General features: G+C 57.9%; 23 protein-coding genes and 1 pseudogene. 23 read left to right on the top strand and 1 reads right to left on the bottom strand.

What is annotated here, in order from left to right; genetic code table 11:
- Positions 1 to 548 precede the first annotated feature (548 nt).
- The 11 genes and pseudogenes from JFU47_RS01840 to JFU47_RS01795 all read left to right on the top strand — a co-directional run bounded on the left by JFU47_RS01840 (position 549) and on the right by JFU47_RS01795 (position 10,273).
- Entirely contained in the window at positions 549 to 1,298 is a 750-nt protein-coding gene (locus JFU47_RS01840; protein WP_201180398.1) for a hypothetical protein, read from the top strand.
- 115 nt (positions 1,299 to 1,413) lie between these two features.
- A complete protein-coding gene (locus JFU47_RS01835) occupies positions 1,414 to 1,644 on the top strand; it encodes an AlpA family phage regulatory protein (RefSeq protein WP_201180397.1) in 231 nt (76 codons plus the stop codon).
- A gap of 4 nt (positions 1,645 to 1,648) precedes the next feature.
- Positions 1,649 to 2,490, top strand: a pseudogene (locus tag JFU47_RS01830) (ParA family protein).
- A gap of 85 nt (positions 2,491 to 2,575) precedes the next feature.
- Positions 2,576 to 2,785, top strand: coding sequence for a hypothetical protein (locus tag JFU47_RS33345; protein ID WP_342215339.1), 210 nt, complete (start codon positions 2,576 to 2,578; stop codon positions 2,783 to 2,785).
- Positions 2,786 to 2,799: 14 nt separating this feature from the next.
- A complete protein-coding gene (locus JFU47_RS01825) occupies positions 2,800 to 4,386 on the top strand; it encodes a ParB family protein (RefSeq protein WP_201180396.1) in 1,587 nt (528 codons plus the stop codon).
- Complete coding sequence (locus tag JFU47_RS01820) at positions 4,383 to 4,931, top strand: DUF2857 domain-containing protein (protein ID WP_201180395.1); 549 nt, start codon at positions 4,383 to 4,385, stop codon at positions 4,929 to 4,931. Before JFU47_RS01825 ends, JFU47_RS01820 begins: the two co-directional genes overlap by 4 nt.
- Positions 4,928 to 6,118: an STY4528 family pathogenicity island replication protein gene (locus tag JFU47_RS01815; protein ID WP_201180394.1), complete on the top strand. Its 1,191-nt coding sequence runs from the start codon at positions 4,928 to 4,930 to the stop codon at positions 6,116 to 6,118. The genes JFU47_RS01820 and JFU47_RS01815 overlap by 4 nt, the downstream gene beginning before the upstream one ends.
- A gap of 219 nt (positions 6,119 to 6,337) precedes the next feature.
- Positions 6,338 to 7,093 carry a PFL_4669 family integrating conjugative element protein gene (locus tag JFU47_RS01810; RefSeq protein WP_201180393.1) on the top strand — a complete coding sequence of 252 codons (756 nt, stop codon included), beginning with the start codon at positions 6,338 to 6,340 and terminating at the stop codon, positions 7,091 to 7,093.
- Positions 7,090 to 7,608, top strand: a complete 519-nt coding sequence (locus JFU47_RS01805) for a DUF3158 family protein (RefSeq protein WP_201180392.1) — start codon at positions 7,090 to 7,092, stop codon at positions 7,606 to 7,608. Before JFU47_RS01810 ends, JFU47_RS01805 begins: the two co-directional genes overlap by 4 nt.
- Positions 7,605 to 8,075 carry a single-stranded DNA-binding protein gene (locus JFU47_RS01800; protein WP_201180391.1) on the top strand — a complete coding sequence of 157 codons (471 nt, stop codon included), beginning with the start codon at positions 7,605 to 7,607 and terminating at the stop codon, positions 8,073 to 8,075. The genes JFU47_RS01805 and JFU47_RS01800 overlap by 4 nt, the downstream gene beginning before the upstream one ends.
- Before the next feature lie 230 nt (positions 8,076 to 8,305).
- Complete coding sequence (locus JFU47_RS01795) at positions 8,306 to 10,273, top strand: DNA topoisomerase III (RefSeq protein WP_201180390.1); 1,968 nt, start codon at positions 8,306 to 8,308, stop codon at positions 10,271 to 10,273.
- Positions 10,274 to 10,316: 43 nt separating this feature from the next.
- Here the strand turns inward: JFU47_RS01795 and JFU47_RS01790 are convergent, their stop codons facing one another.
- Positions 10,317 to 10,574 carry a hypothetical protein gene (locus JFU47_RS01790; RefSeq protein ID WP_201180389.1) on the bottom strand — a complete coding sequence of 86 codons (258 nt, stop codon included), beginning with the start codon at positions 10,572 to 10,574 and terminating at the stop codon, positions 10,317 to 10,319.
- 209 nt (positions 10,575 to 10,783) lie between these two features.
- On the opposite strand from JFU47_RS01790, the gene JFU47_RS01785 reads away from it, so the two are divergent.
- From JFU47_RS01785 to JFU47_RS01730, 12 genes are all read left to right on the top strand, one after another.
- Positions 10,784 to 11,125 (top strand): helix-turn-helix domain-containing protein, encoded by a 342-nt coding sequence (locus tag JFU47_RS01785; RefSeq protein WP_154973979.1) that lies wholly within the window; start codon positions 10,784 to 10,786, stop codon positions 11,123 to 11,125.
- 903 nt (positions 11,126 to 12,028) lie between these two features.
- Positions 12,029 to 12,610, top strand: coding sequence for an STY4534 family ICE replication protein (locus JFU47_RS01780; protein WP_201180388.1), 582 nt, complete (start codon positions 12,029 to 12,031; stop codon positions 12,608 to 12,610).
- Between the two features lie 71 nt (positions 12,611 to 12,681).
- On the top strand, positions 12,682 to 12,939 hold the full coding sequence (locus tag JFU47_RS01775; protein ID WP_201180387.1) for a hypothetical protein: 258 nt from the start codon (positions 12,682 to 12,684) through the stop codon (positions 12,937 to 12,939).
- 98 nt (positions 12,940 to 13,037) lie between these two features.
- On the top strand, positions 13,038 to 13,532 hold the full coding sequence (radC, locus tag JFU47_RS01770; protein WP_201180386.1) for a RadC family protein: 495 nt from the start codon (positions 13,038 to 13,040) through the stop codon (positions 13,530 to 13,532).
- 52 nt (positions 13,533 to 13,584) lie between these two features.
- A complete protein-coding gene (locus JFU47_RS01765) occupies positions 13,585 to 14,331 on the top strand; it encodes a DUF5983 family protein (RefSeq protein ID WP_201180385.1) in 747 nt (248 codons plus the stop codon).
- Between the two features lie 106 nt (positions 14,332 to 14,437).
- The gene (pilL2, locus tag JFU47_RS01760) at positions 14,438 to 14,980 is read left to right on the top strand and encodes a PFGI-1 class ICE element type IV pilus protein PilL2 (protein WP_201180384.1); all 543 of its coding nucleotides are present in this window, start codon (positions 14,438 to 14,440) and stop codon (positions 14,978 to 14,980) included.
- The gene (locus JFU47_RS01755; protein ID WP_201180383.1) at positions 14,977 to 15,648 is read left to right on the top strand and encodes a chemotaxis protein; all 672 of its coding nucleotides are present in this window, start codon (positions 14,977 to 14,979) and stop codon (positions 15,646 to 15,648) included. Before pilL2 ends, JFU47_RS01755 begins: the two co-directional genes overlap by 4 nt.
- 9 nt (positions 15,649 to 15,657) lie before the next feature.
- On the top strand, positions 15,658 to 16,377 hold the full coding sequence (locus JFU47_RS01750; protein ID WP_201180382.1) for a TIGR03759 family integrating conjugative element protein: 720 nt from the start codon (positions 15,658 to 15,660) through the stop codon (positions 16,375 to 16,377).
- Entirely contained in the window at positions 16,359 to 16,907 is a 549-nt protein-coding gene (locus JFU47_RS01745) for a lytic transglycosylase (RefSeq protein ID WP_201180381.1), read from the top strand. Before JFU47_RS01750 ends, JFU47_RS01745 begins: the two co-directional genes overlap by 19 nt.
- Positions 16,904 to 17,419, top strand: a complete 516-nt coding sequence (locus JFU47_RS01740) for an integrating conjugative element protein (protein ID WP_201180380.1) — start codon at positions 16,904 to 16,906, stop codon at positions 17,417 to 17,419. The genes JFU47_RS01745 and JFU47_RS01740 overlap by 4 nt, the downstream gene beginning before the upstream one ends.
- Before the next feature lie 9 nt (positions 17,420 to 17,428).
- The gene (gene traD, locus JFU47_RS01735) at positions 17,429 to 19,534 is read left to right on the top strand and encodes a type IV conjugative transfer system coupling protein TraD (protein WP_201180379.1); all 2,106 of its coding nucleotides are present in this window, start codon (positions 17,429 to 17,431) and stop codon (positions 19,532 to 19,534) included.
- Between the two features lie 89 nt (positions 19,535 to 19,623).
- Positions 19,624 to 20,355 (top strand): TIGR03747 family integrating conjugative element membrane protein, encoded by a 732-nt coding sequence (locus JFU47_RS01730; protein ID WP_201180378.1) that lies wholly within the window; start codon positions 19,624 to 19,626, stop codon positions 20,353 to 20,355.
- Positions 20,356 to 20,377: the final 22 nt, after the last annotated feature.

Below are 20,377 nucleotides of genomic sequence, written 5' to 3'. Positions count from 1 at the left end.
TCCTTCAACGAGTCGGGACGCCACTGAACGATCAGGAAGACCATTTAGCTCACGGTGCGTCAAATGCTGTTCAATGAGTTTGTGAAGAACGTCAAGCGGGGGCTTTATAAGGTCCGCGTCCATCACCTACGAGGTGTCTTCAGAGAGGCGTTATCCCAAAGTGGCAGCCAAACAAGACTTGCACCAATATGGTTCAAATCAATCATCGTTAGGTTTTTTAGCATGCCGATTTTGGATAACGATATTGAGAGCAGGCACCTATGATCTGAGGGCTGCCGTCTTTGAGCGAGCAACGCTAGACGCCAAAAAATGATAACACCCGTGAAGAGTTTGAGCCAAATGAGGGATTAAGACACGACACCGCTAGTCGATATCTTACAAATCGGGATAATTATAGATTTCGTCGGCTATGAAGCTATGTAAATGGAATAACCTCATCGAGTAAAAAATCCGAACTCACAGCCACTGCCAGTAATTTTCTAGCAGGTAAGCGATGTAGAGATGTTTCGCGGGAGGCCGATCCATAAGGAATGGAGGTCCGTTCGTACATGTCTTCAAACAACTTTAACCCGCAGGCTAAAACCTTTTATCGGCCCATCGACGCAGCACTGCGTTGGTGCAACCTCATTCGTTACGAACCGCAGATCGTGCAAGCGGCTTGGTCCTGCCCGGAAAAGCTCAGGACCCTATTTCCTCAATGGCCTTGCCTACAGGCCAATACCGACAGAATTTATGACGCCGTCCGTAATGGCGAATTACCGTACGGCTCCTTCGGTATTTCGGTCCCCCTGGGCACCCCCGTGGAGCTCACTTTATTGACGGTTCGACATTCGGATCTGCGTCATTGGATGAAAATCTACTACCCCGATCAGCGACCCGACTTCCTGTTCGAATCGAACGACGACACTCAAGATAAAATCAGCTTGGGTGTTTACTTTGCACTCCAGGCCGAGCGGGATGCCCTCCTACGAGAGCGGGATACGCTGCAGCATCAGCTCCGAGATATTATAGCCAATCTTCAGGAGTTGGGACTTGAACAAGAAAGCCTGAAAGCGTTGGTCAAAACACAGGGACAGCTCAGTAAACGTAGTGAACACACGTACCTGCAGACCATCGGTGCCTTGGTCAACACCGTCTTGGACGTGTCGCCCTCAGGCAAACCGCTTTCCGTGTTCAAGAGCCAATCTGCAATCGTCGATGCGATTATTGCTCGTTACGGTGAAACATCTGGTTTAAGCAAGCGAACACTGGATGAAAAGTTCGCTGCGGCCAACCGTAGCCTCAAAAAAACCACGTGAGCCATGGCAGTGCACTGCAATGCCCTCGATTGCAGTGCAATGACTCGCTCACTTTTTTGCTCTTCAATACAGGCCACTTCCCATCACAGGCCAATCGGCGCCAGGAGTGACCAGCATGTCCAGCCAACCCTCACCCATCGTTGAAGCACCTCAACCACAAGTCGAACGTCACATCATGCGGCGTGACGAGGTGGAGCGAAAAACCGGCTTCAAGCGGGCGCACATCTACAACCTGATGAAGGAAGGTAAATTCCCTCAAGCCAAACGCATTGGACTGCGCGCCGTCGGCTGGGACTCGCTGGAGATCGAGCGGTGGGTCACCGAGCGCTTGGCGCAGCAGGCCTGATGCCATGCGCGTGGTATCAGTGGTTTCCACCAAAAGTGGAGTAGGAAAAACCACAGTAGCCGTTAATCTCGGCGGTCTTTTGACGGATGCTGGCCTGCGCGTTCTGCTGCTGGATCTGGATGGCCAACCCACCCTCTCCATCTATTACGCCTTGAACCAGAAAGCTGTTGCTGGTGCGTACGAGCTCATTGCACTCAACCTAGCAACTCCTGCACAAATTGTTTCCAGGACAGTGATCACGGGACTCGACCTGATCCTCTCTAACGACGATCAAGGCCGGCTGAGCATCTTGCTGCTGCATGCCCCTGACGGGCGATTACGGCTGCGCAATCTGCTCGACAACTTCCGTCCCCATTACGATCTGCTTTTGATCGACACCCAAGGTGCGCGTAGCGTGCTGCTGGAGATGGCCATCCTGGCCTCCGATCTCGCCCTCTCGCCCATCACGCCGGAAATGCTCGCTGCCCGCGAACTGCAGCGCGGCACCTTGAAGCTACTCAGCGAACTCGAACCATTCCGCCACATGGGCATTCCACCACCACCCTTACGACTGCTACTGAACCAGGTGAATGCCATTCGGGTGGACACCCGGATGATCATCCGTGGCTTGCGCGAGACCTTTGCCGAGACTGCGAATATCTCGGTTCTAGACACCATAGTTCCAGACCGAGTGGCGTATCTCAACGCCGCCTCCCTGGCCTACCGGTCCATCGAATCGAAACGCGCCAGTCACGCGAACGACGCTCGCCTTCAGCGCTGGAAACCATGCACGCGTTGGCCATTGAGTTGTTTCCGGAATGGCGCGAGGCGATCTCTTCGGTGAGCCGATGCGCGGAGGTTCAATGAGACAAATCACCCAACTGGCATTTCTCACCCCGTCATTGTGTTTGATCGACCTTGAGGCCAACCACGTTTGGCTAGGAGTCTTCTGATGTTGGATCAACTGCCCATCATCGTTCCACCCTCCATTCAACCACACCACCCACCTTGCGAGGAGTACTGCACCGTGGTCTTTCGCCTGCAGGGTAGGCGCTCGGCTATGGGATGGTTCCTCGCAGAACTCTCCCGACATTTCGAAGGTTCGGGCCCTGCCGAGATCGTCAAGTTCGAGGTCGGTGACCATTTGCGTAACCGGCGTTAACTGAGGTTTTTCCGATGAAGAAGCTCAGTCAGGAGCAGATCACCGACAAGCTGCACCAGGACCACTTCCCCCGAGGTCCAGAACTGGAGCGGCTGTCCGATCCACTTACTGATACACCTATGCTGGTCACGCTGGAGGAGTTGCGGCCCTACGAACACAACCCGCGCTTCATCCGTAATCCGCTATACGACGATATCAAGGCTTCGATCCGTGAACGCGGGCTGGATCAACCGCCACCGATTACCCGCCGCCCGGGTGAAACCTATTTCATCATCCGCAACGGCGGTAATACGCGCTTGGCAATTCTCGGCGAGCTGTGGCAGGAAACCCGCGACGAGCGTTTCTTTCGCATTCATTGCCTGTTCCGACCTTGGAGCAATGAAATCACCGCCCTACTCGGCCATCTGGCCGAAAGCGATCTGCACGGCCAGCTCACTTTCATCGAACGGGCTCTGGCGGTAGCCAAACTCAAAACCATGCTCGAAGCAGAGGGAGCTGTGCTCTCACAACGTGAGCTCGTTCGACGTCTTGCCGCTGGAGGCTATCCGATTTCGCAGTCGCACATCAGCCGAATGCTGGACACCCTTGAACACCTACTGCCCGCCATCCCACAAACCCTGTATGCCGGATTGGGTAAGCCCCAGATCGAACGCCTAATCGGCCTACGCAGCCAGGCAGAACGAACCTGGAACCGCTATCCAACCGCCCCCATCGCGTTCGCCGATTTTTGGCTCGATACACTGGGTTACTTCGATGCCGAACCCGAGTCCTTCGATCTTGAGCAGCTCCAGGATGAACTGCTCGAACGCATGAGCCACTTGCTCGGACAGTCCTACCGTATGTTGGCCTTGGAACTGAGCGACACCCAGCGGGTCATCTCGACGCCGGGCATCGTCGTGACTACGCCCCCAGAGAACAACCATTTGCCGAGCGTTGATATCGCCGCTGCAGGAACTCCCTCCTCCGAGCCCCATTCCAAATCAACGGATGCCAGACCCCAGACCGAACCAACGCGAGAGGAATTGCTTACACCGCCTGAAACGAACGTCGTATCAGCGGTCAGTCCTCCATCACGCGTTCAACAGATTCGTGAACAAATCGATCGCGAGACCGCCACCGACGCAGCATCTTCGGTCGACACCTATGCGATCGACGACATCTGGACCATCGCACCAGCACTGGATAGCCCCGAACAACTGCGATCCGCCATTGCCACACTGGCGCGGGAAATGGCGGCATATGCCGGACATCCCGAGAGCGTCATCGATCAGCAGCTTGGCTTGGGCTTCGCCCTCAACATCGAGCGAGTTGATCTTGCAGCGCCTCGCGCGACCGGCGTTCACTTATTGCTCCTGGCCCTGCTGCGTGCTCAAGACGACGTGAACTGGGAGGATCGCAAGCAACTGCCTTCAGCCTTGTTCGGGCAGCTGCTGTTGGGGGTCTATCAACTTCCGCTCACAGATCGTCCCGCCGTGGATGTGGGACTGGAGCGATTGCCCGACAGTCTGCTCATCAAACTGTATCGCCTGATCCGCCTGGCCCGCCGCCTGATCGACTTAACGCTTAACCAGGAAGGCAACTCACCGAAGGAGCTGCTATGAATCTGTCCTTCAATGTGCTCAACCAAGCCATGCTGACCCAGGTGCTACACGAGTTGCGCCAGGGAAACCTGCAGCGCTGCAAAGCACTCGGACTGGGTGAGGATGACATCTACCTGTTGCAATCCTTACCACCCACCACCCTGTCACGCCTGGCCCATGCCACCGTCCCCTGGGTTGAGGTCAAGATCGACTCGCCGGTGCTGCATCGATTGATCGAACAAGCCGAACGTGACGAGCAGAACGAGCGATTGATCAACCGAGCGCTCAAGCTGGGCGCCAGCAGCACCATCATGTATCAGTGCTTCGGCCTGGCGCATTCGGAAACCGCCCTGCGTCGGCGTCTGCTCAAGATAGAAACCCGTAAGGGCCGCCCTCAGCATTTGAGTGAAGCGCAGGAACACGCGCTCTGGCAGCGATGGTGCCAGCTGCGCGCTCAAGACAGTACCGGGGATCAGCTCGACGCCATGATGATGCTGGCGGAAGAGCAACAGATCAGCTTGACCATCGTTTGGCAGCAGATTGACCAGTACAGCAACAACACATGAACACTGCCCCGTCCAGTCGCTGGCAACGTGTCCTGCAGCAATGCACCCAGCGGCTGAGTGAACGCTGGCCCGCACGCCCCACCACTGAACAACCCTCCAACCAGGCTCTACAGGCTGGCTTTTTGTTCAGTGGCCAATCTCACGAAGTCGTGCCACGTCGGCTGCTGTTGGATAGTCGGCTGACGCCATTGGAACGGAATGCCTGGCAGGTGTTTCGACTCATGCTGCACGGTCAGGGCGTGGTCACACCGCGCTATGAGGATTTGCAACCTTACCTGTCTAGCGTGCCCTACGGTGCGTCAGCCTCCCGTGAAACCATTGCTCGGGTGTTGACGATGCTCAGGTTGACGCGGTGGCTCAGTTTGGTGAGTCGCGGACGCGATCAGCTCAGCGGACGTCTCCAAGGTTCTCTGTATGTCCTGCACGATGAGCCGTTAACCCCCGCCGAAGCCATGGAACTGGATCAGGATTACCTGGCGCTGGTCGGACATGCCCTCGGTCATGCCACCAAGGCGGTGCGTATTGTCGCCCAGCACGTTGTGGAGGAAGTCCGCCAAGACACGAATATCGATCGGGATCGGTTACCGACGCGGCTCGACAGTTGGGGCGAACTTTGGGCACAGCAAGGATTGGATCCGGCAACCGATGCCACTCTGCACGATTTCGAACGGGGGGAAGATGCCCTCGTTCGGAATCGTGCAGGCCCTCGTTCGGATTCCGAACCGAGTCTGAACGCCAGTGTTTCCGGCACCGTTCGGAATCCGAACGCCGCCTGTACTGTATTAAAAGAAAGTATTTGTACAGTACCGCGCGCGACCCCAGCGGTGGATAACCTGCACTGGCCCACTCCGCTGCACCTGAGCCCAAGCGAGCGTCAGGCCGTCGCCGTGGCGCTGAACAAGCTCAAACCCGCGGATCGTCAGGCGGTGCTCAACGAAGCGGGAGCACGCTGTACGGCCGGCGGTATCCGCAAGCCAGCGGCGTATCTGATGGGTCTGATCCAGCGTGCGCTGAAAGGTGACTTTCGTCCTTGGGCAGGTCAGGCCGAACCGTCACCCATTGCAGAACCACCCCCACCCACCCCCTCGCGGCCATCTCGACAACAGGGCGAACCCGCGTCTGCCCTTGCCCAAGCGTGCCTGAATGAGCTGCGCCAACTGCGTGGCAAACGCGGTGGACGTCAGTAGATTTGATGCCACTGGCATCAAATCCATGGAGTTCCACCCTACGAACACATCGGACCAAACTATGAAACTTTTAGGGGAAAGCCGGGACATCTCCTCCCATTGACGTCTCCATAGTTAACCCTCTTAAACCAAACCGAACAGACCGCATTCAGCTTTTTGGCTGTCCTTGACCCTCATCTGTCGCAACGTTCCTGTCCAAGCGAATGCGAGGACAACACCGTGGCCGATCACTATCAACTCAATCTGGGTTCATTGCGCAGCAGCATCACCCTGACCCTGCACACCCACCACGCCGCCCGTATCTGGCAAGGTCGGGCCGCACGTGAAGGCGTCCACTCGATCATGGGCATGGCCGGCTACATCAGTGTCACCAACCTGATCAAACAAACCGCGGCCCAGGACGATCCCTATGCCGACTGGGCCATCGTGCAACTCGAAGAAAAACTGATGCAGGCCAAGGCTGGGATGCTGGAACTGACCCTACAGCTGGACCGAATCAGACAGGACCTGCCGACACAGATCGACATGGGCGACAACCTCAACATCCACCCCGTCACCTTGCCGTTGTACATCGGCAGCCAGCTGGGTTTTCTGGCGGTCTACCTGCTGACCGACTACGACACCCTGGTGCGTCGTACCCTATTGGCCCATCACACCGCCTTGATCGGCCGCGTCGACATGGAAGCCTGGATCGATGATGGCGCCCATCTGCTGCGCAGCCTATTCGGCCAGGCCCAGCGCTATCGGCATGCCGGCGTCACACGCGATGACATGGCGGCGAACAACGCCCGTGCCATTGCGGCCATCGAGAAGATGGGTTTGCCCCCGATGGACATCCTGGAGGGTCATCGCCGCTCCCAGTTCGCGCCGCCAATCACTCGCCGTGGTGCGGTGGCAGCGGATGACGCCGACGCGTTGGCAGAGGACGCGGGAGCGTCGTCTGCGACAGTGAATGAGCCGGAGGACGAAGCATGAATCCGATGATCTCGGCTCAACCAATGCCCCTCGAAGCATTGACACCGGATACCTATCGACAGCTCGAACACGCTGCCTCCCTAAAAGGCCTTTTAAAGCCCTTTAAGGGTAAGGGGGAGTTGGAACTCCTGGCGCAGGTGGCGAGGGAAATCGAGGCACAGTTATGTCAGCTGATGGAGGCTGTGGTACAGCAAGCCGGACAGCCCCCTTACTCACTGCTGGATATTCGATTGGTGCTGCAGAACACCGGCGCGGGCAGCACCTTTTTGCGTTGGCGCACCCGTGATTTCACCCGTATGGGGGTTGCAGTCTGGGAACGCCAGATCCGCAACAAAGCCCTGCCGCAGGTCGTACGCGAGGGATTGCACCGTTTCGAATGCGAGCGCATTGCCCTGAACCTGCAGATGAGCGTGGTGCATTCGCTCTACCGCCAGGCTACGACCTGCGCGGTCAAAATGGCCAGTGCCGAACGGTTACTGCGCCAACTCACAACCGAAGTGGAGGTATCAGGATGAGTACTTTTTTTGTTGGCGAAGGCAATATCGGCAGTGCGCCAGAGTTCCAGGAATTTCCATCAGGCAATGACGAGCCACGGCGATTGCTACGGCTGAATGTGTACTTCGACAACCCCGTGCCACGCGAGGGCAGCTATGAAGATCGAGGCGGCTATTGGGCGCCAGTTGAGCTCTGGCACCGCGAGGCTGAACACTGGAGCACGCTGTACCAGAAAGGCATGCGCGTGTTGGTCGAAGGCCGCACCGTGCGCGATGAGTGGGAGGACAGCGATGACAATGCGCGGGTGACCTTCAAGATCGAGGCCCGTCGAGTCGGCATCCTGCCTCACCGGGTGCACAGTGTGGTCATGCGGGAACGATCCAGTGAGCCGGCGGCATCTGCGACACACGTCGGGCAAAATACAGAGCAGGCCAGTTCACCTACGTCGAAACCCAGAAAGCGCAGAGGACAGCCACCGTCGGACTGACCGACTGACTTCAGGCATCAAAATTGCGCCTTTGCGCGAAGTTGCTGGTCAGTTATTACTCGCTGCTCGTGAAGACTCACCCTGTTGCCCACGCTACAACAAGGTAGCAGCCTCGGCCCATTCAACGCTGCCCTCACCGACTAATATGAGGAACCTGCCATTCAGGTTTCTCATATCTCGCAACTGCCGTTTCCTACAACGCTGCTCCGAACTCAATCCGGAGCAGTTCTATGCGCCTCTTCCTCTGCGAAAAACCTTCCCAGGGTCGGGACATTGCCAAGGTACTCGGGGCCACGCGGCGTGGCGATGGTTGCCTGATCGGCACAGAGACAACCGTCACCTGGTGTATCGGCCACCTGCTGGAGACAGCACCGCCTGAAACCTATGGCAAGCAATTCAAGAGTTGGTCGCTGGATCATCTACCGATCCTTCCCACGCAGTGGAGGGTTGAGGTCAAACCCAAGACTGCGGCTCAGTTCAAAGTCATCAAGCGCCTGCTCAGTGAAGCCTCTGCTGTCGTCATCGCGACCGACGCCGATCGAGAAGGTGAAATGATTGCCCGGGAGTTACTGGAACTCTGCAAGTATCGAGGTCCCGTTCAACGTCTTTGGTTATCGGCACTCAACGAGGCGTCGATTCGCAAGGCACTGTCCTCACTGAAGTCTGGTCAGGAGACCTTCCTGCTTTACCACTCAGCCCTCGCCCGCAGCCGCGCCGACTGGCTGATCGGCATGAACCTGAGTCGTTTGTTTACCCTTCTTGGTCGGCGGGCGGGTTACGACGGCGTGTTGTCAGTGGGACGCGTCCAGACACCCACTTTGCGCTTGGTGGTGGATCGGGATCGCGCGATTGCCAGCTTCGTCTCGGTGCCCTATTGGGAAGTGGATGTGCATCTGTCCTCAATGGGGCAACCATTCAGCGCCTCGTGGCAACCACCAAGTTCAGGACGAGATGAGGCCGGTCGTTGCCTGCAACAGGCGCTTGCCGGTCAGACTGTCCAAGCGATCTCTAGCAGTAAGACCGCCACGGTACTCTCGCTGCAGACTGACCATTCCCGTGAAGCGCCACCTCTGCCCTTCGACTTGAGTACACTGCAAGAAGTCTGTTCACGCAAGCTGGGACTAGGCGCCCAGGAAACCCTGAACATCACCCAGGCTCTGTATGAAACCCACAAAGCCACTACCTACCCGCGCAGCGATTGCCGCTATTTGCCAGAGAGTATGTTCAACGAGGTACCCTCGGTATTCGATGCCCTGCTCAAAACGGATCCCGCGCTGCAGCCCGCATTCGGAAGACTCGATCGATCACTGCACTCCCGCGTGTGGAACGATGCCAAGGTCACCGCGCACCACGCCATCATCCCCACCACCGAGCCGGCGAACCTTGCGCGGATGTCCGAACAAGAACGCCAAGTCTACGAACTGATCCGTAGCCACTACCTCGCACAATTTCTTCCGCATCATGAGTTTGATCGGACCCAGGTCGAGCTGGAGTGTGGCGAAGAACGATTGACCGCTGTGGGCAAACAGATCCTGGTCCAGGGCTGGAAAGGCTTGCTCTACGAAAACACCGAAGACGATGAGCCCAGTCACAAGTCCCAAGTCTTACCAGTCTTGCAACAGGGTACTCAGTGCGCAGTGGACGACGTCGAACTCAAGTCCATGCGCACTGCCGCTCCCAAACCTCTCACTGAGGGCGATCTGATCAAGGCCATGAAAAATGTGGCCAAGCTGGTCAACGACCCACGCCTGAAACAGAAACTTCGGGACACCACCGGTATCGGTACCGAAGCCACGCGAGCCGGCATCATCAAAGGGTTGATTGATCGCGGTTATTTGCTGAAGAAAAAACGCGCCTTGATGGCCTCCGCAGCGGCCCATACCCTGATCGAGGCGGTACCCGCTGCAATCGCAGATCCAGGTATGACCGCGATCTGGGAACAGGCTTTGGACGAAATCGAAGCGGGACGTCTGACTCTTGATACGTTCGTCGCCAAGCAGGCGAACTGGATTGCACAATTGGTCGAACACTGCGGAGCGCTCACCTTGGCGGTACCTGTCGAAGCCGGGCCAGCCTGCCCCATTTGCAATGCCTCAATGTTCAGGCGAAAGGGGAAATCAGGGCCGTTCTGGTCATGCTCCCACTACCCCGACTGTAAGGGCACTGTGCCGATCAGAAAAGATACGCGTCACCCGTGACGCGCTTTTGGAGATCAACAGGTGTGTTGGGGCGATGTACTGGTCAGTGCATCATCAACGGCGACTGATCCCTCTCTAAGTCGCTTAGCGGTTGTCCGATTTCACGGGCCAAGGCGATGCCTGTCGAAATCCATATCTGCCCTAGTTCGTTGAACGCTTTCAGGTGAGCAGGATTTTCGTTGAGCCAATGAACAAGGCTGTCGAAGTGTTCGGGGTTATCCGGACAATCATGGATCTTGATGAACAGCTCCAGTGTTCGATCCCAGATCAGATCCATGACGTTCTCGCTCTGCTCTTCCATGCTCAACCTTTCCTCCGTTTGGCCCTATCAGACCGCTCATTCTCACTGGTCACTTCGGGCTCCGATTCCTGGAGGAATAGAAGTCACGTCGCGATACACAGCTATTTCAGTCAATATATCAACCCTATAAGTCGATACTCAACCGTTAAGGATGTTCATGTCAATGGGTCTTTGCTCAACCATTCGGGTTGAATTGGAGAACTCATCACTTGGCACATAAACATCCAACCCAAGCCCAAATCGGGCGCATGATCGCGAAGCACCGGACGGAACGTAATCTGACCCAGGAAGAGGTAGCTGAACGCTTGGGGATCGGCAGCGAAGCCATATCGCGCCTGGAGCGGGGTGTGGTGGAGCTTTCCGTGGTCAAGCTGATGCAACTGGCGGACATTTTCGACTGCCGGATGGATGAACTGCTGACCGAGTCGAGCAATCGTCCCAATGACCAGGGCCAGATGATCGCCGGTCTGCTGAGTGGACTGAAAGAAAGCGACCGTGCCTTTATCTTAGCAACCGTCGAACAATTAGCCGCTCATCTCGGCAGTAAGTAACCTCTTTCATCGCGCTCAACGTAGCGTCTTATGAAGGAGCGCCCACTGGCTTGACGTCGTGTTGCCCTCTCTGCTGTAGTAGCTTCGGATCACCGCCAACGGCGACCCAAGACCGATTCGCTCCGGGCAGCTCGGTCGAACTCTTAGAGTTCGGAGCCTTCTCTTCTGCGGAATTTCATTCCTGATTTGTGCTCGACCTGATCACGGTGACGGATGACCACTGTTGCCTCTACCAGGCAATAGCGGTCATCCGCTTCGGCGATCGTATTCAGTCCCGGAGCCCACCGGGGAAACACTGGGCACCCTTTGTGCGCGGATGCGTGCCAGCATGTTCCGACCCAGGCCACGACAAGGGTCGGTTGGCGAATCATGGCGCAGTTAAACCAAGTTTTGCGAGGAGCTTTTCGACTGCGTAAGACCGCCAAAGGTGGCTTTTCTCTTCCTCGCCTGGCACCCCGCCAGGCCCACTCTTCATGTTCTTAAGTCCAGTGACTACCACTGTATTCTGGCCATAAAAAATCCGGTTGCAGCGTCTTGACGCTCCCCTGTGACAGGCTTATACAAAGGGCGTGGTTCGCTGTCGTTGACAGCCCAGCCCAGGTAGCCAGAACCTTCAAGGCTACGCCACGTTCGTGGTGGTTTACCCAAGTGCGATCAGCGTTCGGAAGCTCGCGCGGTTACCGCTTCAGCGGTGATGAATGCCCACTACCCTATGCCTGCGAATCACCACCGCAGACTTCCTCTGCTGCACCATTATTCCTCCAGACGCATCGTTCTGATCGTCATCGGCTTACCGGTGTCGAGTCGTTCATCGCTCGCCTTCACCTTACCCACCCTGACGGGGGCTCACTTCTCCGTCAGGGATTGTGCGTCGCCGTTTTCCCTTGAAACAGGAGAACCACCATGACCCACGCCAACCACTCCCAAGAAGCGACCACTTACTTCAATCTGCACACCGTCGGTATCGGCTACCTCAACCGTGTTCGTGAAGTACAAGTCCGCCGCGGCCAGCCATTCATGGCCTGCGATATCGCAGCCCTGCACGGTGCCACCGATGCTGTGGAGTACACCCGCTTCGACTGCAAAGTCGCTGGGGGGGAAGCTGAACGCTTGATTCGTCTCTATATGGACGCCGTCAACGCCGAGAAAAAGGTCTTGCTGTCGTTCCGTATCGGCGACCTGTGGATCGATCCGTTTCTCTACGAGAAAGGCGTTAAACAAGGCCAACCGGGCGCCAGCCTGAAAGGTCGTTTGCTGTTCATCGACTGGATCAAGGTCAACGGCACGTTCGAGTACAAAGCGCCCGCCAGGCAGGAAGCAACAGCACCTGCTGAGCCAGCGTCAAACAGTGAGCCATCCCCAACGTCGGCTGATGCCGAAGCTGAGGAAACCGAAAACCCAACAGAGGCTCGGGTCGAACCTGAATCTCCTCCGACTCCCCGCACGGCCCGCCGTGATGCCACCCGTACCGTTCAGTCCACCTGAACGGTTCACGATGCTCCACATCAAGGCGCTCCCTCAAGCGCCTTTTCTTCAATCAGCACAGGAGAACCGACATGGAATCCTTCTGGCTTTGCGACGACTGCCTGTTCGCGGCTGCTTACGAGGACTACAGCACGTTATCGCTCTACTACACGACGGATGAAGTCGAGAAACGCATCGCCGGTATCCATCGTGGACTGGTTCGCTTAATGCCCATCAGTGCCGACTTCGATCCCGCAGCCGGCTGGGGAATAAAAGCCTTTTCCCCATTGCCCTGCGACTGTTGTGGTTCACACCTACACGGTCAACGCCACCGATTCACTCGGCTGTAAACAGCGCCATCTGCTAACACCCGCGACTCTATATCCACCTCGGGGACACCACTCCCCTCGGGCGTGTACCCCTGATTGTTCCCTTCGGAGGTACCACCATGAGCACCCAACTCACACTGATTGAAACCTCGGATTTCGAGGCTGATCGTATCGTCCAAGAAAACCAGGTGATCGACGAAGCGCTGCATATTCTGGATCGTCGGCTGTTCGCCCGCGGCCCTAACCTGACGTCGCCTGACGCCGTGGCCTCATACCTAAAACTGCATCTTGCGCAACAAGAGCATGAAGTTTTCGGTGTGATTTTTCTCGATGCCAAGCACCGGGTGCTGGCGTTCGAAGTCCTCTTTCACGGCAGCATTGATGGGGCCAGCGTTTACCCCCGCCAAGTCGTTAAGCGTTCCCTAGCACATAACGCTGCGGCCGCCATTTTTGTTCACAACCACCCCTCAGGTTGTACGGAACCCAGCCAGGCGGATCGCGTCTTGACCGCACGATTGAAAGAGGCCTTGGCCTTGATCGAAGTGCGCGTACTGGACCACTTCATCGTGGGTGAAGGTCGTCCTCTCTCCCTTGCCGAACATGGCTGGCTTTAACCCTCACAGGCGTCTTCGGGCGCCTTGTTCATTTTCATTCTGGAGTACTCTCATGAACCCCACACACCAAGCCCCAGCCTTGCTGACGGCCTCAAACCCATTTGCTCGCGGTTACGACAACCTTCATATCGAACGGCTGCTACTGATCACCTACGAAAACGACTGCCCTCCCTGCTTTCGACCAGTGCACGACTCACAAGCCCATCTGCCCGACAATGAGCTGCAACTGTTCCCCTGCCTGTTCAATGACGATTTCGCCTTGATCAGCGAAGGCCAATCCATTACGGATGATTTGGATGAACGCTTCCAGTCCACCGGGCTAGTGCGCCAAGTGATCTACGCCGTGATTGGCGAAATGTTCAATGAGCGGCATCACGTCGGCGACCTGTACTCCCTGGAAGAAGCCCAAGCCATGGTCCATCGCTTGAACTTCGAATCGGGACACTACAGTCGAGCCTGGGAGATCAGTACCGCACACCTTCCTGAAGAAGCGATGTTCAATCTGGAAGAGTGGATCAGTAACTCCGCTCCGAGGCAAACCGGTCTTTTGTTTGAGCTTTTCGCGTTGCCGGATTGCTGCGGCATCGGTTGCAAACTGATCGGCACGCCCTGGACCGACGATAACCTGGTGAAGATCGGGGGTTGTCCTTATTCTTCGCTGAGGCAAGAGCAGCTCGACGCCGGTACGCCGGCAGCCCTGGTCAACGTGCTGTATCTGGCGGCATTGGCGGATGTGCGATTGTTGATCTTCGACCCCGACGCTGCCGTCTTGGATGGGCTCGCCATTTTTGATGAGTAGCAACGTGTTCAGCGTTAATACGACCCGTCTTGAATCAACTTTCTCACTGAATCGCTCCTTCACCTCATGTCAGGTTCTGCACTGAATCTGACATGAGGTTTTTTCCATGGAGCGTTTTTTCACGCCTGTCTGCCTGCTGGGTTTTTTGAGCGCCTGCACCGCGCAAATCCCCAACACATTGCCGACCCATCCAGAGATCGACAGTGGCTCCAATCGAGCCCAGCTCTCGAAGGGCGCAGCCGAAGGAAGCCATCCGGCAGAACTTCGTTATGGCCGCTATACGCTGGTCAGCACCGAACCTACCACGGAACAACGTGATCTTCTCGCCCAAATCATCGACGTGAGCATCCCCTCCAGCCTGAGCCCTTCGGTGCAGGATGCATTGCAGTACGTATTACAGCGCTCGGGCTATTCGCTCTGCCCCATTACCGCGTCCGTGAGGGTGCTCTTTACTCGGCCCCTGCCCGCGGCCCATTACCGGCTCGGCCCGATCTCTTTGCGCCGCGCGCTGCAAGTGCTCGCGGGCCCCGCCTGGCAACTCACGACCGACGAAGTCAGCCGTTCGATCTGCTTCGAGCAGCAGAAAACGGATGCCGGTGTTGCGCTGATCACACCCGTCTTGCCTCATCAGTCGGAGGCACGTCCATGAAAGCCTCGACGTTTCAAACCCTCATTGTCGGCTTACTTTGCCTGGCGGTCGCCGGGCTGAGCGGTGGTTTGTATAACCAATATCAGCGCCTGGCCGAGCTACAGAGCACAAACACTCAGTACCTACACACTTTGGACACCCTGCAACGTGATTCAAACGCCCTCAAGGATACGCAGGAGCAGCTGCAGTACGCGCTGAAAGACCTGAAGCAGATGGTCGACACCGGTGAGCAACAGGCCAATACCCTCGATCCGATGCTGGATCAGTGGGCGCAAGAAATACAGGAGCTGCGCGACGGTCTGGCAACCCGTGCCACCGCGGCGGACATGACAGCGCTACGCGCACGCCTTGAACAGGTGGAGCAGCAACTCCTGAACCTCAGGACCCAGCCATCACCGCCACCGCCGACGCCTTCCGCAACCAAACCGAAAAAAGCCGCTCGCCCCAAGCCCGCCCCGCTCTCCCCACCGTTCTCGGTGTTGGGGGTCGAATCCCGCGGGGGTGAGCGCTTTTTGGCAGTCGCACCTCATGACAGTCGCTCTCTTATCGATGTTCGGCTGCTGCATAGCGGCGAGCAGCTCGGAGCCTGGCACCTGAAAGTGCTGGAGCTGAACTCAGCCATCTTCGCGGTGGCCGCTCAGCCAGACCAGACCGTGCACCTCCCTTGAGAAGCGATCATGAACAGAGCGCCACTCCTCCCCGTCGTGTGTCTGGCCTCACTGCTGACCATGGGTGCTGCGATGGGTAACCCCATCACGACACAGTCACAGATCCAGGACACGCAGTACGCTCCGCTGGGGCGCTCTCACACAGAGCAGGCGGCGAGCTGGGGGCTGACGGAGCAGGAGTGGACGCGCTTCGAACAGATCCAAGCCGGCCCACGCGGTTTCTGGAGCCCGAACCTCGATCCGTTGACCGCACTCGGGGTCGAGGCCCAGACCGACCAAGAGCGCCAGCGCTATGCCGAACTACAGGTAGCGCTGGAAGCCAAACGCGCCGAGCGCGAGTTGGCCTACCAAAACGCTTACACCGCGGCCTGGGCCAAGCTGTTTCCCGGGCTGCTGCCGATTCAGGGCATGGCATCCCCGTCCCCTACCAGCTCATCGGTCGCACCGCGCCAGGCCTTGTTTGTGGAGGACCACTGCCCAGCGTGCACCGCCGAAGCGCAACGTCTGCAAAACGGCGATACGGCGTTCGATATCTACCTGGTGGGCAGCCAAGGCCAGGATGAACGCGTCCGTAGCTGGGCTCAACAAGCGGACATCGATCCGGCCAAGGTCCAACGTCGGCAGATCACCTTGAACCATGATCGTGGTCGCTGGTTCAGCCTGGGTGCCCCGGGGCCACTGCCTGCCACATTTCAACAGGTGAATGGACCATGGCAACGCCTCGACTGAGCGGTATTGCGCTCCTGCTGACGATACTCGCAGTCCAGGCTGACGAACTTCTGCCTCCGGCCTACCAACTGGCGGCGCATGACGCCGACATCCCTTCTACGGTGCTGTTCGCGATCGCCCTGCAGGAGAGTGGTATCCACGTCCGTGGTCGACTGCTGCCCTGGCCCTGGACCCTGAACATCGCCGGAACACCCTACCGCTTCGCCACTCGCCAGGCCGCCTGTCACGCCTTGCTTCAGGCACTCGCCCGACATGACGCCAAGCGGGTCGATGCCGGTCTCGGGCAAACCAACCTGGGTTACCACGGACAACGTTTTTCCAGCCCTTGCGAAGCCCTTGACCCCTACCGAAATCTCGCCGTGACCGCCGCGCTGCTGCAGGAGCATCACGCTGCCACCGGTGATTGGGTCTTGGCTGCCGGGCGCTATCACCGTCCGGCAGGAGGCGCGCCGGCAGCACGCTACCGTGCTGGCTTTTCCCAGAGACTCGAACAGCTGCTGATTTCCTTTGAACAGGGCACACCACCATGAAGCGAATCCCCATTGTCTGTTATTGCATCCTGCTCTTGGCACCTTTCGCCCAGCCGGAACTGACCGTTGCCGAGGATCAGCCTAGCGACTTCACCCGACTCCATTTTCAAGTTTCCAGGCCGCCAATAAACAACAAGACCCAGCCTGATCGGGCCATGCATGCGGACCTGTCCACGTTTGCCGATGAAGCCTGGATACTGCCCATCCGCAGCTCCCACTTGAGCCCCGGCCAGATCACGACTCGCGCCCTGAACATGCCGGGCTTGCGGCCATTTTTCCTGGTCGGTGAGGATCCCCAATCACTGGCTTGGTTGCGCCAACGCGCGGCTGAACTGCAGGAAATGGGCGCGGCGGGCCTCGCCGTCGAAGTGGCCGATACCGAAGCTTTGGCCCGAATTCGAGCTGCCGCTCCGGGCATCACCATCCTGCCGGTCAACGGCAACGACATTGCCACCCGCCTGCAGATTGAGCACTACCCCGTCTTGATCACCGCCACCTCACTGGAACAGTGAGTCCAGGTCATGGCCGAGCATGCGATGGAGTCCAAGCTCCGGCCAACGGTGGAGCTGTATACCGTAGCAATCTGTATCGCTGCCGCGGTGTTGTGCGTGTACTCGCCCTGGGCTGTGGCCCTGTCACCCGAGATCGGTCTGGTTGCAGCGCTGGCCTATGCCCTGTTCGGCCTTATCCGGCTGCGACAAGCTTGGGAGGTGCTGCGCTATCGGCGCAATATCCGTCGGCTGCCCCGCTACGAGCTGACCAGTCGGCAGATTCCGGTCAGCCGCAAGCGTCTGTTCATGGGCCGAGGATTTCGCTGGACCCGCCTGCACACCCAGCGCTTGGTCGAGGCCCAGGATCCGGCGGTCGCCCACTATGTCGACCAACCGACCCGCTATCGTCTGGCACGCGGACTCGAACGGCGCCTGGAGCATGCACCGTTTCCACTCTCGATACTGGCCCGTGTCACGGCCTGGGACAGTGCCTTCAATCCGTTGCGGCCTTTGCCCCCAGTCGGTGGCTCGCCACTATTGCATGGGGTCGAGCCCGATGAAACGGAAGTCAGTCTGCCGCTGGGCGAACGGGTCGGACACACCCTGGTGCTCGGCACTACCCGTGTCGGCAAGACCCGGCTCGCCGAGGTGTACATCACCCAGGACATTCATCGCGTCGAACATGAGGTGGTCATCGTCTTCGATCCGAAGGGCGACGCCGACTTGCTCAAACGGATGTACGTCGAAGCCAAACGGGCCGGTCGGGATAAGGAGTTTTATTTTTTCCATCTAGGCTGGCCGGAGATCTCCGCTCGATACAATGCGGTGGGACGCTTCGGGCGTATCTCGGAAGTGGCGTCACGCATCGCCGGGCAGCTCAGCGGCGAAGGTAACTCCGCGGCCTTTCGCGAGTTTGCCTGGCGTTTCGTCAACATCATCGCCCGTGCCCTGATCGAGTTAGGCCGGCGTCCGGACTACCTGCAGATCCAACGGCATGTGGTCAACATCGACGCACTGTTCATCGAGTACGCCCAGCAGTTTTTCGCCAAGACCGACCCGAAGGCGTGGGAGGTGATCGTTCAGCTTGAAGGCAAGCTCACCGAGAAAAACATTCCCCGGCATATGATCGGGCGCGAAAAGCGTGTGGTGGCCATCGAGCAGTACCTGGCGGTGAAGCGGGTATTTGACCCGGTAATGGACGGGCTGCGTTCGGCGGTACGATATGACCGTACTTACTTCGACAAAATCGTTGCCTCGCTGCTGCCGCTGCTGGAGAAACTCACCACCGGCAAGACCGCCCAGTTACTGGCCCCCAACTACACCGATTTAGATGACCCGCGGCCAATCTTCGACTGGATGCAGATCATCCGAAAACGCGGCATCGTCTACGTCGGCCTGGATGCACTGACCGACGCCGAGGTGGCCGCCGCCGTGGGCAACTCCATGTTCGCCGACTTGGTCTCGGTCGCGGGGCACATCTACAAACATGGCATTGACCATGGCCTCCCCCCATCGGGCAGCAGCGGTGACAAGCTGCCGATTAACCTGCACGCTGATGAGTTCAACGAGTTGATGGGCGATGAATTCATCCCACTGATCAATAAGGGTGGCGGCGCCGGTATCCAGGTAACCGCCTACACCCAAACCCTCAGCGATATCGAAGCGCGAATCGGTAACCGCGCCAAGGCCGGCCAGGTGATCGGCAATTTCAACACCCTGCAGATGCTCCGCGTGCGCGAAACCGCCACCGCTGAACTGCTCACCCATCAGTTGCCCAAGGTCAATGTGCTGACCAAAACCCTGGTGTCAGGCGCCACCGACACCTCCGATCCTGAGGCCAACACCGACTTCACCTCGTCCTCACAGGACCGTGTCAGCAGCACCAGTGTGCCGCTGATCGAGCCTGCTCACATCGTCAGTTTGCCCAAGGGGCAAATGTTCTCCTTCCAGGCCGGTGGGCAGCTCTGGAAAGTCCGCATGCCTTTACCTAAACCCTCCAACGACGATGCCATGCCCAAGGACCTGCAGGAGCTCACCCAGCGAATGCGGGCCACCTACAACGCGCAGGCGGGGCAATGGTGGAGCGCCAGTGGTGGTGGCCCAACAACAAACTTCGATCTGGATCAGGTGGGGTAGCCCGCCCCGCCACAGGTTTCGATTCAGTAAAAAACGATCCAGAAGGCGTCGTGCCCACATCAACTCTATAGCGCGCAATGGAGTGAACTATGGCGACTTCCGCCCAGAACACGCCGCCACAACCCATCCAGCGCCCAGGACTGATCATCTCGGCGATCAGTCTGGTACTGCGCATCATCGGTTTGCTAATCGCCTCGTTGCTGCTCTCGATTCTGATTGAGTTTGCTGGCCTGCTGCTGTTCTGGGGTGATCAGGGCTGGCGGCATAGTCAGGCCATGCTGAGCAGCGAATTGGTCTGGCTGAGTGAGCACTTCAAATCTTCACTCATCCTCCAACAGCCCGGACAAACGATTGGCCAGTGGCTGGAGTTCCTCAATCATTGGCTGGTGGTCAAGACCGGTTTTGCGGATTTTGCCCAACAGGCGCGAGTGGCGAGTCAGGGCAACGGTTTCTGGAGCTGGATCAACCAGTTCTACGTGAGTATCGAGGACTTTGTACTGGCGGCGGTGTATGTCACCTTCACCTTCGTGGTGCGCCTGAGCATTCTGGTCCTGGCGACACCCTTGTTTCTGCTGGCCGCGCTCACCGGTTTTGTCGATGGCTTGATGCGCCGCGACCTGCGCAAATTTGGCGCGGGGCGAGAAAGCAGTTTTGTCTATCACCGCGCTAAACGAGCAGTGATTCCACTGCTGATCGTGCCCTGGGTCATTTACCTGTCCCTGCCCTTTTCACTCAATCCTATAGCTATTCTTTTGCCTTGCGCGGTATTGCTCGGAGTAACGACAGCTATCACCGCGACGACGTTCAAAAAATACATCTAAGCGTTATACAAACACCTACCGA

This window comes from Pseudomonas sp. TH39(2020), from assembly GCF_016650715.1.
Taxonomy (GTDB): domain Bacteria; phylum Pseudomonadota; class Gammaproteobacteria; order Pseudomonadales; family Pseudomonadaceae; genus Aquipseudomonas; species Aquipseudomonas mandelii_C.
This window is presented reverse-complemented; position numbering and strand designations above follow the sequence as displayed.

Coding starts and splice junctions, on each gene's coding strand:
- JFU47_RS01840 (WP_201180398.1), top strand. CDS start 549: ATGTCTTCAAACAACTTTAACCCGCAGGCTAAAACCTTTTATCGGCCC.
- JFU47_RS01835 (WP_201180397.1), top strand. CDS start 1,414: ATGTCCAGCCAACCCTCACCCATCGTTGAAGCACCTCAACCACAAGTC.
- JFU47_RS33345 (WP_342215339.1), top strand. CDS start 2,576: ATGTTGGATCAACTGCCCATCATCGTTCCACCCTCCATTCAACCACAC.
- JFU47_RS01825 (WP_201180396.1), top strand. CDS start 2,800: ATGAAGAAGCTCAGTCAGGAGCAGATCACCGACAAGCTGCACCAGGAC.
- JFU47_RS01820 (WP_201180395.1), top strand. CDS start 4,383: ATGAATCTGTCCTTCAATGTGCTCAACCAAGCCATGCTGACCCAGGTG.
- JFU47_RS01815 (WP_201180394.1), top strand. CDS start 4,928: ATGAACACTGCCCCGTCCAGTCGCTGGCAACGTGTCCTGCAGCAATGC.
- JFU47_RS01805 (WP_201180392.1), top strand. CDS start 7,090: ATGAATCCGATGATCTCGGCTCAACCAATGCCCCTCGAAGCATTGACA.
- JFU47_RS01800 (WP_201180391.1), top strand. CDS start 7,605: ATGAGTACTTTTTTTGTTGGCGAAGGCAATATCGGCAGTGCGCCAGAG.
- JFU47_RS01795 (WP_201180390.1), top strand. CDS start 8,306: ATGCGCCTCTTCCTCTGCGAAAAACCTTCCCAGGGTCGGGACATTGCC.
- JFU47_RS01790 (WP_201180389.1), bottom strand. CDS start 10,574: ATGGAAGAGCAGAGCGAGAACGTCATGGATCTGATCTGGGATCGAACA.
- JFU47_RS01780 (WP_201180388.1), top strand. CDS start 12,029: ATGACCCACGCCAACCACTCCCAAGAAGCGACCACTTACTTCAATCTG.
- JFU47_RS01775 (WP_201180387.1), top strand. CDS start 12,682: ATGGAATCCTTCTGGCTTTGCGACGACTGCCTGTTCGCGGCTGCTTAC.
- radC (WP_201180386.1), top strand. CDS start 13,038: ATGAGCACCCAACTCACACTGATTGAAACCTCGGATTTCGAGGCTGAT.
- JFU47_RS01765 (WP_201180385.1), top strand. CDS start 13,585: ATGAACCCCACACACCAAGCCCCAGCCTTGCTGACGGCCTCAAACCCA.
- pilL2 (WP_201180384.1), top strand. CDS start 14,438: ATGGAGCGTTTTTTCACGCCTGTCTGCCTGCTGGGTTTTTTGAGCGCC.
- JFU47_RS01755 (WP_201180383.1), top strand. CDS start 14,977: ATGAAAGCCTCGACGTTTCAAACCCTCATTGTCGGCTTACTTTGCCTG.
- JFU47_RS01750 (WP_201180382.1), top strand. CDS start 15,658: ATGAACAGAGCGCCACTCCTCCCCGTCGTGTGTCTGGCCTCACTGCTG.
- JFU47_RS01745 (WP_201180381.1), top strand. CDS start 16,359: ATGGCAACGCCTCGACTGAGCGGTATTGCGCTCCTGCTGACGATACTC.
- JFU47_RS01740 (WP_201180380.1), top strand. CDS start 16,904: ATGAAGCGAATCCCCATTGTCTGTTATTGCATCCTGCTCTTGGCACCT.
- traD (WP_201180379.1), top strand. CDS start 17,429: ATGGCCGAGCATGCGATGGAGTCCAAGCTCCGGCCAACGGTGGAGCTG.
- JFU47_RS01730 (WP_201180378.1), top strand. CDS start 19,624: ATGGCGACTTCCGCCCAGAACACGCCGCCACAACCCATCCAGCGCCCA.